General features: G+C 61.0%; 13 protein-coding genes. 6 read left to right on the top strand and 7 right to left on the bottom strand.

Features of this window, described 5'->3' with window-relative positions; all coding sequences use genetic code 11:
• Positions 1 to 156 precede the first annotated feature (156 nt).
• On the bottom strand, positions 157 to 675 hold the full coding sequence (gene fldB / locus OKC43_RS07310; protein WP_236271571.1) for a flavodoxin FldB: 519 nt from the start codon (positions 673 to 675) through the stop codon (positions 157 to 159).
• Between the two features lie 250 nt (positions 676 to 925).
• Between fldB and xerD the strand changes: the two genes are divergently transcribed.
• A complete protein-coding gene (xerD, locus tag OKC43_RS07315; protein ID WP_005362383.1) occupies positions 926 to 1825 on the top strand; it encodes a site-specific tyrosine recombinase XerD in 900 nt (299 codons plus the stop codon).
• Positions 1826 to 1897: 72 nt separating this feature from the next.
• Here xerD and mscL read toward each other — a convergent pair whose 3' ends face one another.
• A complete protein-coding gene (mscL, locus tag OKC43_RS07320; RefSeq protein WP_047438040.1) occupies positions 1898 to 2308 on the bottom strand; it encodes a large-conductance mechanosensitive channel protein MscL in 411 nt (136 codons plus the stop codon).
• Positions 2309 to 2624: 316 nt separating this feature from the next.
• On the opposite strand from mscL, the gene OKC43_RS07325 reads away from it, so the two are divergent.
• From OKC43_RS07325 to OKC43_RS07335, 3 genes are all read left to right on the top strand, one after another.
• Positions 2625 to 3272 (top strand): disulfide isomerase DsbC N-terminal domain-containing protein, encoded by a 648-nt coding sequence (locus OKC43_RS07325; RefSeq protein WP_005335146.1) that lies wholly within the window; start codon positions 2625 to 2627, stop codon positions 3270 to 3272.
• Entirely contained in the window at positions 3238 to 4968 is a 1731-nt protein-coding gene (gene recJ, locus OKC43_RS07330; RefSeq protein ID WP_236271573.1) for a single-stranded-DNA-specific exonuclease RecJ, read from the top strand. Before OKC43_RS07325 ends, recJ begins: the two co-directional genes overlap by 35 nt.
• Before the next feature lie 157 nt (positions 4969 to 5125).
• Complete coding sequence (locus tag OKC43_RS07335) at positions 5126 to 6310, top strand: MerR family transcriptional regulator (protein WP_236271574.1); 1185 nt, start codon at positions 5126 to 5128, stop codon at positions 6308 to 6310.
• A gap of 68 nt (positions 6311 to 6378) precedes the next feature.
• On the opposite strand, the gene lnt is transcribed toward OKC43_RS07335, so the two are convergent.
• From lnt to miaB, 5 genes are all read right to left on the bottom strand, one after another.
• Positions 6379 to 7923 carry an apolipoprotein N-acyltransferase gene (lnt, locus tag OKC43_RS07340; protein ID WP_236271575.1) on the bottom strand — a complete coding sequence of 515 codons (1545 nt, stop codon included), beginning with the start codon at positions 7921 to 7923 and terminating at the stop codon, positions 6379 to 6381.
• A gap of 148 nt (positions 7924 to 8071) precedes the next feature.
• Positions 8072 to 8956, bottom strand: coding sequence for a CNNM family magnesium/cobalt transport protein CorC (gene corC, locus OKC43_RS07345; RefSeq protein ID WP_005354092.1), 885 nt, complete (start codon positions 8954 to 8956; stop codon positions 8072 to 8074).
• 95 nt (positions 8957 to 9051) lie between these two features.
• On the bottom strand, positions 9052 to 9516 hold the full coding sequence (ybeY, locus tag OKC43_RS07350) for an rRNA maturation RNase YbeY (RefSeq protein WP_236271576.1): 465 nt from the start codon (positions 9514 to 9516) through the stop codon (positions 9052 to 9054).
• On the bottom strand, positions 9513 to 10562 hold the full coding sequence (locus OKC43_RS07355) for a PhoH family protein (RefSeq protein WP_005362369.1): 1050 nt from the start codon (positions 10560 to 10562) through the stop codon (positions 9513 to 9515). The genes ybeY and OKC43_RS07355 overlap by 4 nt, the downstream gene beginning before the upstream one ends.
• A gap of 54 nt (positions 10563 to 10616) precedes the next feature.
• Positions 10617 to 12050, bottom strand: a complete 1434-nt coding sequence (gene miaB, locus OKC43_RS07360) for a tRNA (N6-isopentenyl adenosine(37)-C2)-methylthiotransferase MiaB (RefSeq protein ID WP_005335132.1) — start codon at positions 12048 to 12050, stop codon at positions 10617 to 10619.
• Between the two features lie 265 nt (positions 12051 to 12315).
• On the opposite strand from miaB, the gene OKC43_RS07365 reads away from it, so the two are divergent.
• Entirely contained in the window at positions 12316 to 13479 is a 1164-nt protein-coding gene (locus OKC43_RS07365; protein ID WP_236271577.1) for an FAD-dependent oxidoreductase, read from the top strand.
• A 49-nt stretch (positions 13480 to 13528) separates the two neighbouring features.
• Positions 13529 to 14095, top strand: coding sequence for a cysteine hydrolase family protein (locus OKC43_RS07370; protein WP_129503444.1), 567 nt, complete (start codon positions 13529 to 13531; stop codon positions 14093 to 14095).
• The last annotated feature ends 6 nt before the right edge of the window (positions 14096 to 14101 follow it).

A 14101-nucleotide genomic window follows, 5' to 3' on the forward strand; every position in this document is an offset into this window, starting at 1 on the left:
TGATTGTTATGGGATGTCGAGTCCATTGTTGCAGACCAGCACAAAAAAGTCGCTATAGCGTCATGCGATGATACCGATTGAGAAAATCGGTGCGATAACTGCGCCCGGCGGCCAGGGCCAGGCGCTCAGGGTCGTTTTGCCAAAAAGTGGGAAAGATCAGAGCAGGGCGTGGATTTCGCTCAGGATCTGCTCGACCCACAGCTCGATGCGCGGATCTGTCTGGTCATATTGATTGGCATCGTCCAGCGCCAGCCCGACGAAGTGACGGCCATCATCGATCAGTGCCTTGGAGGCATCGAATTCGTACCCTTCGTTGGGCCAGTAGCCCACCAGCTTGACCCCTTTTGGCACCAGCTGATCGTGCAGCATGCCGAGGGCGTCCTGGAACCATTCGCCATAACCGAGCTGATCGCCGAGGCCAAACAGGGCCACGATGCGTCCCTCCAGATGGAGATCGGCGATATCTTCCCAGCGGGACTCCCAGTCCTCCTGCAGTTCGCCAAAATCCCAGGTGGAGATGCCGAGGATCAGGATCTCGTAATCCTCCATCCGGCGCAGGGAGACATCCTTGATATTGTGAATATCCACCAGCTCGGGGCCGATGAGGGCGCGGATCTTCTCGGCTGCCATCTCGGTGTAGCAGGTGGTGGAACCGTAAAACAGACCAATCTTCATCGCTCTTCTCTCTGTTGGCGCTTTCTCGCTTGCTTTTGGCGCGTTCTCGCATGCTCGTGTGGGCTGCGCCATGTTGGCAACACGATGGGTAACGTAAGGGGAGGGCGCCAGTCTAGCAGATTGCCATTCGACCTTCACCGCCCGGCAAGGTGTGTGGCAAACGTGCCTTATCTTTCCAATGAAAGTGCCTTGTCTTTCCAAGGAGTTGGCGCGTTACAATGGGCCATCTTTCCCCTGATTGCAGCGCACCATGAGCAAACCCGACCCCCACCCCCTGATTGAACCCTTCCTCGATGCCCTCTGGCTGGAGCGGGGATTGTCTGACAACACGGTCAGCTCCTATCGCAGCGATCTGGAGAAGTTCTCCCTCTGGCTCGACGAGCAGGGGAGCTCGCTGCTGCTGGCGGGGATGGACGAGATCCAGCACTACCTCGCCTGGCGGGTCGATCACCAGTTTGCGGCCAGCAGTACCGCCCGTTTTCTCTCGGCCCTGCGCCGTTTCTATCAGTATCTCAACCGTGAGAAGCTACGCAGCGACGATCCGACCGTGCTGCTGGAGGGGCCCAAGCTGCCGAAAAAACTCCCCTCCGATTTAAGCGAAGCGGAAGTGGAGGCACTCTTGAGTGCGCCTCTGGTGGATGACCCGCTGGAGCTGCGGGACAAGGCAATGCTGGAGCTGCTCTACGCCACCGGCTTGCGGGTTTCCGAGCTGGTGGGGCTCACTGCCGAGCATGTTAGTTTGCGTCAGGGCTTGGTGCGCGTAGTGGGCAAGGGCAACAAGGAGCGGCTGGTGCCGATGGGCGAGGAGGCGATGCACTGGCTGGAGCGTTACTACCGGGAGGCCCGCACCCTGCTGCTGGGGGGCACCAGCTCGGATGTGGTGTTTCCCTCCAAGCAGGCCCGTATGATGACTCGCCAGACCTTCTGGCATCGCATCAAGCTCTATGCCCTGCGGGCCGGGATTAACGGCGAGCTCTCCCCTCACACCTTGCGTCACGCCTTCGCCACCCATCTGCTCAACCACGGCGCAGACCTGCGGGTTGTGCAGATGCTGTTGGGTCACGCGGATCTCTCCACCACCCAGATCTACACCCATGTGGCCAACGAACGGCTCAAGGCGCTGCACGGTGAGCACCACCCCAGAGCCTGAGTGGCTGGCCTCCCAAAAACAAAAAACCGCCAGCAGGCGGTTTTTTTATCTCTACACGACAGGAGATGGCGCTTATTTCCCTTGCTGGGATTTCAGCAGATCACGGATCTCGGTCAGCAGCTCCTGATCCTTGGTCGGGCCTGCCGGGGCGGCGGCTTCCTCTTCCTGCTTTTTCTTGAGGGTGTTGATGGCCTTCAGTCCCATGAAGATGGCAAAAGAGATGATCAGAAAGTCGATGATGGTCTGGATGAACTTGCCATAGGCGATGACCACGGCGGGTGTTGCACCTTCTGCGGCCTTCAGGGTGACCGCCAGGTCGCTGAAGTCCACGCCGCCCAGGATCAGGCCGATGGGCGGCATGATCACGTCACCGACAAAAGAGGAGACAATTTTGCCGAAGGCGGCACCAATGATGATACCGACCGCCATGTCGATGACGTTGCCGCGGGCGGCAAAGGCTTTGAACTCTTGAATCAGACTCATTATTTCCTCCGAAATTAAACAAGATAGCGCGTTGATTACCCTTGCCAAAGGGCGAACTCTTGTCAGGAAAAACAGAGGCTAAGCCGCGTTGTTCCTGTCGTCCTGACTAGCTTGCGGGCGTTATGAGTCCTTGGCAATCGGGGGGAGCCATTTTTTTGGTACAAAGTGATATTAATTTTTTGGTAAGTAGCTGGTTGAATGATGAGCTGCGCTGCTGTAGTTTGCTGGGTCGATTCATTCATACCACGTGAGTAAACAAGTGAAGTATTTACTACTGGGAATGATGCTTTTGTGCACATTTGCTGCCAGAGCGGGGATGGATACCCAAGCCTTGAAACAGACCATCACGGCCCGGTTGGGGGTTCCCGTCTATCTGGTTGAACCGACCCCGATCGCGGGGTTGTATATGCTGGGCACCTCACAGGGGGTGCTCTACAGCGATGCCAAAGGGGATTATGTGGTGCAGGGGGTCATGCTGGATATGACCCGCGACATGAAGAACCTGACCATCTCGGGTATGCGCGAGCAGCGCCGACTTGGCTTGGCACAGGTGGCCCATGCCCCCATCGTGCTCAAGGCTCGGGATGAGCGTCACCGGGTCGCGTTGTTTCTCGGCGAGCAGGACGCCAAACGTCGTCAGCTCTCCGGCACCTTGCAACACCTGCAAGCATCCGGGGTGAGCGTGGCTCTCTATCCGGTGATTGATCACGCCGAGCGGGCCGCCGACTGGTGCAGCGATCCCCTGCTGCAAAATGATCCGTTAAAAGCCTATTTGCCTCAAACGGCATGTAGTGAGACCCTTATCCAAAATATTGGCCTGAGCCAATGGTTGGGGGTCAAGGTACTGCCGGCCTGGGTCTCCTCCGACGGGGATCTGGTGCGCGGGTATCAGAGCCCCGAACAGCTGCTCAAGATACTGGATCATATTGATGTCCCTGCAAATCCGTCGTCGTCCGCGAGTTGATGATTCCCATCTGCCTGCCACCCTGCATCCCCTGCTTCGCCAAATCTTCGCCAGCCGTGGCGTAGAGGATCCCGCCCTGCTGGAGCGCAGCGCCAGCCAGCTGTTGCCGCCCCAGCGCCTCTATGGGATGGAGCAGGCGGTGCCGTTGCTGGCGGATGCCCTGATTGCCCAGAAACGGATCCTTATCGTCGGCGACTTCGACTGCGATGGTGCCACCAGCTCGGCCCTGTGTGTGCTGGCCCTGCGCGCCATGGGCGGTCGCCACATCGATTTTCTGGTGCCCAACCGCTTCGAGTTTGGCTACGGCCTTACCCCCGAAATTGTCGAGCTGGCGGTGGCGCGTGGCGCCGAGTTTCTGATCACGGTGGATAACGGCATCTCCAGCATCGCCGGGGTGGCGGCTGCCAAGGCGGCGGGTATGCAGGTACTGGTTACCGATCACCATTTGCCGGGTCAGGAGCTGCCTGACGCCGATGCCATCGTCAACCCGAACCAGCGCGGTTGCGATTTCCCCTCCAAGTCGCTGGCCGGGGTGGGGGTGGCCTTCTACCTGATGGCGGCCCTCAATACCCATCTGCGTCAGCTCGGCTGGTACGAACGGCAAGGGTTACGCGCCCCCAATGTGGCGGATTACCTCGATCTGGTGGCCCTCGGCACGGTCGCCGATGTGGTGGCGCTCGATGGCAACAACCGCATCTTGGTCCATCAGGGCTTGCAGCGGATCCGGGCCGGGCGCTGTCGCCCCGGCATTCAGGCGCTGGTGGATGTGTCGGGTCGCGATGGTCGCCGTCTCACCGCCGCCGACCTCGGTTTTGCGCTGGGGCCGCGTCTCAACGCGGTGGGCCGTCTCGATGACATGTCCCTCGGGGTCGCCTGTCTGCTCTGCGATGATCTCAATTTGGCGCGCCAGCTTGCGGCCGAGATGGACAGCCTCAATCAGGAGCGCAAGGAGATTGAGCAGGGGATGCAGCAGGAGGCCCTCGCCACCCTGGAGCAGATCCGGTTTCGCGATGGCGAGGTGCCGTCGGGCATAGTGCTGCACCGGGACGAGTGGCATCAGGGGGTGGTGGGGCTGGTGGCCTCCAAGGTGAAGGAGAAATACTACCGCCCGGTCATTGCCTTTGCCGAGAGCAGCGAGACCGAGCTCAAGGGCTCCGGCCGCTCCATCCCTGGCGTGCACTTGCGCGATGCGCTGGAACTGCTCGATACCCGCCACCCGGGCCTGATGGGCAAGTTTGGTGGCCATGCCATGGCGGCGGGGTTGACCCTGCCCAAGGCCAATATCGAGGCGTTCGGTCGGGCCTTTGAGGCGGTCATCAGTGAGCTGGTGACACCGGAGCTTTTGACCGGGGTGTTGCTCACCGATGGCGAGTTGTTGCCGGATGAGCTCAACCTCGAGCTGGCGGAGCTTATTCGCGCCTCCGGCCCCTGGGGTCAGGCCTTCCCTGAGCCGCTGTTTGACGGCGAGTTCGTGCTGGTGCAGCAGCGGCTGGTGGGGGAGAAGCACCTCAAAATGATGCTGACAACCGATTCCGGTCACGCGGTGGATGCCATCGCCTTTGGCGTCGATCTCAAGCGCTGGCCCGATGCCTCGGTGAAGCGGGTGCGGCTTGTCTACCGGCTTGACGTCAACGAGTGGCGCGGCAACCGCAGCGTGCAGCTGCTGGTGGAGCATCTGGAGGCAGCCGGTCTCTGAGTCAAGAACATCGCAGCCCTATCGCTGACAACGGCCACCCTCGGGTGGCCGCTTTTGTTGGCGGATCTCTGGAAAAGGGCGTTGACCTGTCTATAGCTTTACAGTTTAAGCTCGTCTCTATCGGGTCACCTGATGGCCCGCACCGTGAGTGATTGCCATGAAAATATCCGAACTGGCCCGCCGCTGCGGTCTCGCCCGCTCCACCCTGCTCTATTACGAGAAGCTGGGAGTGATTGCCGGCAACCGGGCTGCCAACGGCTATCGCCATTATGACGGGGGGGATCTGCAACGGCTGCAAATGGTGCAGGCCCTGCAGGCGGGTGGTCTCAGCCTCAAGCAGTGCCTCGCCTGTCTGGCTGGCGAGATAGATCAAGCGGCATTGCAGGCCCGGGTCAGGGAGCTCGATGAGGAGCTGGCGCGGATGCAGCGCGCCCGAGATCTGTTGGCGGACTTGGCAGGGCTGCGCCCGCGCTCCGGTGAGGATTTCAAGGCCTGGCAGCTGCAACTGCAGCGCGAGGCACCGGAGGCCTACTTCGCGTGGGTGATGAAACAGGGTTTTAGCGAGAAAGATCGCTACCACTTGCAATGGTTGAGCAAAGACATGAATGAACATGAGCGTTACATCAAGGACTTTATCCAGCTGCTGGATGGCATGAGTTACTGGGGGCCGGGGGATCGCGCCTTCACCCAGCAGCAGTTTGCCGCCTTGCCCATTCGGCCGCGCCGGATCCTCGACATGGGCTGCGGGCGCGGTGCCTCGACCATGGCGCTGGCTCAGGTGACCGATGCCGCCATTGTGGCCATCGATCTGGAAGAGGAGGCGCTGGCCGCCGTGGCGCACTCCGCCCGTGCGGCGGGCTTTGAGCATGTCTCCACCCTCTGTGCCAACATGGCGGCACTGCCGGACGATCTGGCCCCGGCCGACCTCATCTGGGCAGAGGGGAGCGCCTACGTGATGGGGGTTGCCAATGCGCTGAAGGCGTGGCGTCCGCTGCTCGCGAGCCCGCAGGCTTGCATCGTGCTGAGTGATGCGGTCTGGCTGACCGATAATCCGCCCGAGGAGGCATTGGCATTCTGGCAGCAGGATTATCCCGCCATGCAGACGCTGGCGGGCCTGCTTGAGACGGTACAAGCGGCAGGCTACCGCTGCCTGTCACACACCCCATTGCCGATGAGTGCCTGGAACAATTATCTGGACCCCATCGAGGTCAATCTGTTGCGCTATCGAGACGAGCTGGGGGAGAGTGCCGCCTGGCAGGATTTGAGCCGGGAAGTGGCCATCCACCGCCAATATCTGGGCAGTTACGGCTATGTGATCTGCTGCCTGCAAAAAGATACTTGATAAGTTGTCGTAAAAAAAACGAGGCGCCTGCGGGCGCCTGGTTGTTTATCAGGGATTGCGGATGGCCATTACAGCTCGCGGGCCCAGGGGTGGGCCTTGGGGCGTAGCGCCAGCGCCAGACCAAGCAGCAGCACGGTCAGACCGTAGAGGGGCCAGCTGCCAAAGCGCATGTAGGGGGTCTCACCGTGGGCGGGACGCACCTCGCTGCGCAGCACGCCCGCTTCAAACTGCGGGATCTGGCCGATGATGCTGCCATCGATCTCGGTAACGATAGTGATACCGGTGTTGGTGTCCCGCAGCAGCGGACGAGCCAGCTCCAGCGCGCGCATCCGGGCGATCTCCATGTGTTGCCACGGGCCGATGCTGGTGCCGAACCAGGCATCGTTGGAGACGGTCAGCAGGAAGTCGGTATCGGCATTGACGTTGCGGCGCACCTCCTCCGGGAAGATGATCTCGTAGCAGATGGCGGCGGCAAACTTGAGCCCCTTGGCGATTAGGTTGGGCTGCACTTCGTCACCCCGGCTGAAGGAGGACATCGGCAGGTTGAAGAAGGGGGCGATGGGGCGCAACAGATCTTCAAATGGCACGAACTCGCCGATGGGCAGCAGGTGGTACTTGTTGTAGCGGTTGGAGTGGTTGTAGTAGTAGGACTCCTTGCCATCCGCATCCTGCACCCCCATGCCGAGCACGGTATTGTAGAAGCGCTGTTGCTGCTCGTCGTAGTGAATAATCCCCGCCAGCAGGCCGGTATCATTCACTTTCATCGCCTTGTCCAGATTCTCCAGATAGGGGCCCATCGCCTTCTCGATAGCCGGAATCGCCGACTCTGGCCAGATGATGATGTCGGCATCCTGATTCTCGCGGCTCAAGTCCTGATAGGTACGCACCGTGGGGGCCAGCGCCTCCGGATCCCACTTGAGGGACTGGGCGATATTGCCCTGCACCAGTGCCACCTTGACCGGCTCGCCACGGGTCACCCAGTTGAGCTGCATCAGACCGTGAGCACCTGCCACCAGCAGGGCAGGCACCGCCAGCCAGAGCGGGGAGCGGGACTTCCACACCAGCCAGATAGCGGAGGCGGACAGCAACAGGGCGAGGGTGATGCCCTGCACCCCGAGAATGGGAGCAAATCCCTTGAGGGGGCCGTCGATCTGGCTGTAACCAAACCAGAGCCAGGGGAAACCGGTCATCACCCAGCCGCGCAGCCAGTCAGCCACCAACCACAGGGCCGGGAAGGCGAGCAGCCAGCGGCTCCAGTGACGGCCGCTGAAGAAGCGGGCAAAGGCCCAGCAGGCCAGCGTCGGATAGAGCGCCAGATAGGCTGACAGACCAGCCAGCAGCACGAAAGCGACCGGCAGCGGTATGCCGCCAAATTCGGTCATGCTGACATGGATCCACCACAGGCCTGGCAAAAAGAGTCCCATGGCGTAGCCAAAACCGCGCCAGGCAGCCTGTTTCGGCGTGGCTTTGTCCATCAGGGCGTAGAGGCCAAGCAGGGAGGGGATCACCAGCGGCCAGTAGCCGAAGGGGGAGAAGGCCAGCACGGCGATGGCGCCAGAGGCCAATGCACTGAGGCTTAACAGGATTTTGGAAGTAACAGGGGATAATCTCACGGGCGATGGTGCTCGTCTTGGTGTGCAACTGGGGTCGAATGGCCGGTATCTTAACCTGTAAGAGGGGCAACGGCGAGCCTCGATGCCGGTGGCAGAGAGCACAACGCCCCGAGGCCGGGGCGTTGTTTCACACATCGAGCGGATCTGCTTATTGCGGTTCGGATTGCGCCGCCGCGTGGTGCTCGGGGATCTTCACCTGCAGTTGCTGCAGACGGCGCCGGTCGGCATGCATCACCTTGAACAGGTAGCCGTCCAGCTCGATCTCCTCGCCCTTCTTTGGCAGGTGGCTGAAGGCGTGCATTACCAGACCACCTACCGTATCCACCTCTTCATCGCTGAATTTTGTGCCGAAGAAGTCGTTGAAATCCTCGATCTCGGTCAGGGCACTGATGGAGAAGACCCGCTTGCTGAGGCGGCGGATTTCGTCCGGCTCATCCTCGATGTCGTCAAACTCGTCATCGATCTCGCCAACGATCAGTTCCAGTATGTCTTCGATGGTCACCAGACCGGAGACGCCACCAAATTCGTCGACCACGATGGCCATGTGGTAGCGCTCTTCACGGAACTCCTTGAGCAGACGGTCAACCCGTTTGCTTTCCGGCACGATCACCGTGGGGCGCAAGATTTTCTCGAGCTGCAGCGGCTCGCTGGCGTGATGGCCGCCAAACCCGAAGGGGAGCAGATCCTTGGCGAGCAGAATGCCCTCCACATGATCCTTGTCCTCGTTGATCACCGGGAAGCGGGAGTGGCCGGACTCGATGATCACCGGCAGGATTGCATCCACCGGCTGGGACTTCTCGATGGTCACCATCTGGGAGCGGGGGATCATGATATCGCGCACGCGAAGATCGGCGATCTCCAGCACCCCCTCGATCATGTCCTTGGTGTCCTGATCGATGAGGTCGCGCTCTTCGGCATCGGCTATCACGTCTACCAAATCATTGCGGTCTTTTGGCTCGCCCTGGAAGAGTTGGCTGAGTTTGTCGAGCCAGGTTTTCTTCGGCGAGCCGGTACTAGGGTGATCGTCGGTCATTTTCTCTCTTGGTTACTCGTATGAACACACTTGAAATAGTTCGGGTTATATAAGGATGGCCATCTGCTGTTTCAAGACGATGACCATCCGGTTCTTTACTCTTCGTCGTTCAGATAAGGATCGGCAAAACCGAGCTCCTGCATGATGTCGCGCTCAAGCGCTTCCATCTCTTCGGCTTCCTCATCCTCGATATGGTCATAACCTAGCAGATGCAGACTGCCGTGCACAACCATGTGGGCCCAGTGGGCCATGAGGGGCTTGCCCTGCTCCTGTGCTTCCCATTCCACCACCTGACGGCAGATCACCAGATCGCCGAGCAGCGGCAGCTCCAGACCGGGTGGCGCCTCGAACGGGAAGGAGAGCACGTTGGTGGGCTTGTCCTTGCCGCGATAGGTGAGGTTGAGCTCGTTGCTCTCCGCCTCGTCGACGATGCGCACCGTCACTTCTGCCTCCTGCTGGAAGCCGAGAATGGTGCCGTCGAGCCAGCCTTGCAGCTGGGCTTCGGTGGGCAGGCCGTCAGTGCTGGCACTGGCCAGCTGCAGATCCAGGGTTACGCTCATTGCTCGCTCTCTTTGCTGGCGTTTGTTTGGCCGGCCACCTTCTCGGCGGCCTGTTTGGCGTCGAACGCCTCATAGGCCTGCACGATACGGGCCACCACCGGGTGGCGCACCACGTCTTTGGACTCGAAGAAGTTGAACGACAGACCATCGACTCCCGGCAGCACTTCCAGCGCGTGGCGCAGGCCGGATTTGGCGTTGCGCGGCAGGTCTACCTGGGTGATGTCACCGGTGACCACCGCCTTGGAGTTGAAGCCGATGCGGGTGAGGAACATCTTCATCTGCTCGGTGGTGGTGTTCTGGGCCTCATCGAGAATGATGAAGGCATCGTTGAGGGTACGACCACGCATGTAGGCGAGCGGCGCCACTTCGATGATGTTGCGCTCCATCAGCTTTTCGACCCGCTCAAAGCCCAGCATCTCGAACAGGGCGTCGTAGAGCGGGCGCAGGTAAGGATCGACCTTCTGGGAGAGATCGCCAGGCAGGAAGCCCAGCTTCTCGCCTGCTTCCACCGCCGGACGGGTCAGCAGAATGCGGCGGATCTCCTGACGCTCCAGCGCATCCACGGCTGCCGCGACCGCCAGATAGGTCTTGCCGGTACCGGCCGGGCCTATGCCGAAACAGATGTCGTGGCGCACGATGTTGGCAATGTACTGGGCCTGATTTGGGCTGCGTGGTTTGATGAGACCGCGCTTGGTCTTGACCGTCACCTCCTTGCCATAGGGGATGCTCGGCGCAGGTTCGTCATCCTGCTCCAGCACCCGCGACTCCTGAATGGCCAGATGGACCATGTCGGGGGTGATGTCGGTCACCTTGCCACCCTTGAGGGGCTGGGTTTCCACATAGAGGTGCTTGAGGATGACGGCGGCGGCATCCAGCTGGGCCGGTTTGCCCACCAACTGGAAGTGGCTGTCACGGTAGCTGATCTCGACGCCGAGGCGGCGCTCCAGCTGCTTGATGTTGTCATCGAAGGGGCCGCACAGGCTGGCAAGGCGCTGGTTGTCGGCGGGCTCCAGATGCAGATTCAGGGTCGAGATGTGTCGGCTCAAAATATCCTCGTCTCAAGGCGCTCCCCATCCGCCGGGCGAATGGGGAGGAGGGGATTAATGGGGAGTGAAGGCGGCAACGCCCAGCTCGTCCGGTACGTTATCCGGGCGACGGGCCAGGATTTCGCTCGGGGCGGTGGCGATCCGCAGGTTCATCTCGCTCTCGCCGCGGATGAACTTGCCGCGCAGGGAGTTGGGACGCACCTCGGTGATCTCCACGTCGGCAAAACCGCCGATCAGGGTGTGCTGGCCTTCGAAGTTGACCACCCGGTTGTTCTCGGTGCGGCCACACAGCTGCATCGGGTCGAGCTTGGAGGGCCCTTCCACCAGGATGCGCTGGGTGGTGCCCAGCATGGCACGGCCAATCTGCATCGCCTGGTTGTTGATGACGTGCTGCAGGCGGGCCAGACGGGCTTTCTTCACTTCCATGTCGACATCGTCGGGCATGTCGGCGGCCGGGGTGCCCGGGCGCGGACTGAAGATGAAGCTGAAGCTCATGTCGAAACCCACATCCTCGATCAACTTCATGGTCGCTTCAAAGTCTTCGTCCGTCTCGTTCGGGAAGCCAACGATGAAGTCGGAGCTGATGGTGATGTCGGGACGGGCGGCACGCAGGCGACGGATCTTGGATTTGTACTCCAGGATGGTGTGCGGGCGCTTCATCATGGTCAGAATACGGTCGGAGCCGCTCTGCACCGGCAGGTGCAGGAAGCTGACCACTTCCGGGGTGTCTTTGTAGACTTCGATGATGTCGTCGGTGAACTCGATCGGGTGGCTGGTGGTGTAGCGAATGCGATCGATACCGTCGATGGCGGCCACCAGACGCAGCAACTCGGCGAAGGTGCAGATGCCGCCATCAAAGGTCGGACCGCGGTAGGCATTGACGTTCTGGCCGAGCAGGTTCACTTCGCGCACGCCCTGCTGGGCGAGCTGGGCGATTTCGTAGAGCACGTCGTCCAGCGGTCGGCTCACCTCTTCACCGCGGGTGTAGGGCACCACGCAGTAAGTACAGTATTTGGAGCAGCCTTCCATGATGGAGACGAACGCGGTGGCCCCTTCGGCGCGCGGTTCGGGCAGGCTGTCGAATTTTTCGATCTCGGGGAAGGCGATATCAACCTGGGCACCACGGCCCTCTTGCACTTCCTTGATCATGGCGGGCAGGCGATGCAGGGTCTGCGGGCCGAACACGATATCCACATAGGGAGCGCGCTGGCGGATGGCATCGCCCTCCTGAGAGGCAACGCAGCCACCCACGCCTATCACCAGACCGGGCTTGTTGGCCTTGAGCTTTTTCCAGCGTCCCAGCTGGTGGAACACCTTCTCCTGCGCCTTTTCGCGGATGGAGCAGGTATTCAGCAGCAAGACATCTGCCTCTTCGGGCTCTTCGGTAAGGGTGTAGCCATTGCTGGCATCCAACAGGTCGGCCATTTTGGACGAGTCATACTCGTTCATCTGGCAACCCCAGGTTTTAATGTGAAGTTTCTTGCTCATTGCTTCTCTTGACTTGTTTTGAAATCGGCATGGTCAAAGGACCGCGCATTTTACTCCGCAATCTGGATACTGCCTAGCTAATATCCAGCTGGCAATGGTGCTCACCCGATACCTGTTGCCAGCAAGCTCAATAAGCTTTCTCCTTGATTTGACGCAGCAATTCCCCGTTTGTCTCACTGTTTATCAGCCGCCCTTGCGCTATCATGCAGCCATCCGGTTCACGTCCGGGCGCTGTCGCCGGACGCACCCTTTCAGGAATAAATGTATGGAACAGTGTGATATCGCCATCGTCGGCGCCGGCATGGTGGGCGCCGCCACTGCCTGTCTGCTGGCGGCTCAGGGTCTCTCGGTGCGGGTCATCGAGACCCAACTGCCGGAGCATTACGCGCCGGAGCAGCCGCTGGATCTGCGGGTCTCCGCCATCAGTCAGGCCTCGGTGGCGCTGCTGGAGCAGGCCGGTGCCTGGCACCATCTGCAGCAGATGCGGCTCTGCCCCTACCGCCGACTGGAGACCTGGGAGCTGGACGGTTTTGCCACCCGCTTCAATTCCGCCGATCTCGGTCTGCCCCAGCTCGGCTACATCATCGAAAACCGGCTGGTGCAGCTCGCCCTGCTCAAGCGGATGGAGGATTTTCCCACCATCCAGACCCACACCCCGGCGGCGGTGACCAGCCTGCGCCAGAGTGCAGATGAAGCTGTGCTGACTCTGGACGACGGCACCGAGCTGGCGGCTCGCTGGGTGCTGGCTTGCGATGGTGCCGAATCCCACACCCGCAAGCTGGCGGGTATCGGCGTATCGCGCTTCGAGTACCGCCAGCACTGCATGCTGATCAATATCGACACCGACTTTGCGCAGGAAGATATCACTTGGCAGCAGTTCACCCCGAGCGGCCCGCGCGCCTTCCTGCCACTACCAGGCCAGCACGGCTCTCTGGTGTGGTATGACAGCCCGGCCCGTATCCGCGCGCTGGCGGCCATGAGCAACGAAGGGCTTGCCGCCGAAGTGCGCCGCCACTTCCCAAGCCGGCTCGGCGGATTTACCGTCAGCGGCAAGGGGAGCTTCCCGCTGGTGCGCCGCCACGCCAACGACTATCACGCCGGTCGGGTGGTGTTGCTTGGCGATGCTGCCCACACCATCAACCCGCTGGCGGGGCAGGGGGTCAACCTTGGCTTCAAGGATGTGGCCTGCTGGACTGATCTGCTGCAAGGAGCTGGCGCCGACTGGCATCAACTGGCGTTGGCCGAGCGTTACGAGCGGCGCCGTCGTCCTGACAACCTGCTGATGCAGTCGGGGATGGATCTCTTCTACGGGGTGTTCAGCAACGAGATTGGCCCGCTCAAGCTGGCCCGCAATCTGGCCCTCAACCTGGCGGACAAGGCGGGCCCATTGAAGGAGATGGCGCTGCGCTATGCACTGGGGCTGGTTTGACAGGTCGGAACCAGATAACACGGGCTGAATGCGCGAAGGAGCAAAGGTGATGAACAAGGCACTGCTGGTGATCGATTTTATCAACGATATTGCCCATCCCGACGGGCGCATTGCCGCCTCCGCAGCCCATGTGCTGGAGCAGGATGCCATTGCGCATGCCAATCAGGCGCTGGCCCATGCCCGCGCCCACGGCTGGCTGGTGGTGCTGATCAAGGTGGGCTTTGACGGCGGCTATCAGCTGCAGCCCAAGGGGTCTCCCATGTTTGGTCGCGCTCACCAGTTGGGAGCGCTCTCTTTGGCTGACAGCGGCACCGACTTTCACCCGGATCTGGATGTGCAACCCGGTGATCTGGTGTTGGCCAAGCCCAGGGTCAGCCCCTTCTATGGCACGGCGCTGGAGCCTGCGCTGCGGGCCAATCACATCGACCACCTCTATCTGTGCGGGGTGAGTACTAGCTGGGCCATTCAGGCGGCAACGCGGGATGGTCACGATCGCGACTACGCCATCACCATTCTGGAGGATGCCTGCGCCGCCGCAGATGCCACCGAGCATCACACCTCGCTGCGGATGCTGGGCCGCATCGCCGAGATCATCAAGGTGTCCCAGCTGGCTTGATCCTTA

The organism is Aeromonas sp. Y289-2 (assembly GCF_027705925.1).
Lineage (GTDB): Bacteria > Pseudomonadota > Gammaproteobacteria > Enterobacterales > Aeromonadaceae > Aeromonas > Aeromonas veronii.

Coding starts and splice junctions, on each gene's coding strand:
- ybeY (WP_236271576.1), bottom strand. CDS start 9,516: ATGAGCGTAACCCTGGATCTGCAGCTGGCCAGTGCCAGCACTGACGGC.
- OKC43_RS07370 (WP_129503444.1), top strand. CDS start 13,529: ATGAACAAGGCACTGCTGGTGATCGATTTTATCAACGATATTGCCCAT.
- recJ (WP_236271573.1), top strand. CDS start 3,238: ATGTCCCTGCAAATCCGTCGTCGTCCGCGAGTTGATGATTCCCATCTG.
- OKC43_RS07365 (WP_236271577.1), top strand. CDS start 12,316: ATGGAACAGTGTGATATCGCCATCGTCGGCGCCGGCATGGTGGGCGCC.
- xerD (WP_005362383.1), top strand. CDS start 926: ATGAGCAAACCCGACCCCCACCCCCTGATTGAACCCTTCCTCGATGCC.
- OKC43_RS07335 (WP_236271574.1), top strand. CDS start 5,126: ATGAAAATATCCGAACTGGCCCGCCGCTGCGGTCTCGCCCGCTCCACC.
- corC (WP_005354092.1), bottom strand. CDS start 8,956: ATGACCGACGATCACCCTAGTACCGGCTCGCCGAAGAAAACCTGGCTC.
- OKC43_RS07325 (WP_005335146.1), top strand. CDS start 2,625: ATGGATACCCAAGCCTTGAAACAGACCATCACGGCCCGGTTGGGGGTT.
- mscL (WP_047438040.1), bottom strand. CDS start 2,308: ATGAGTCTGATTCAAGAGTTCAAAGCCTTTGCCGCCCGCGGCAACGTC.
- miaB (WP_005335132.1), bottom strand. CDS start 12,050: ATGAGCAAGAAACTTCACATTAAAACCTGGGGTTGCCAGATGAACGAG.
- fldB (WP_236271571.1), bottom strand. CDS start 675: ATGAAGATTGGTCTGTTTTACGGTTCCACCACCTGCTACACCGAGATG.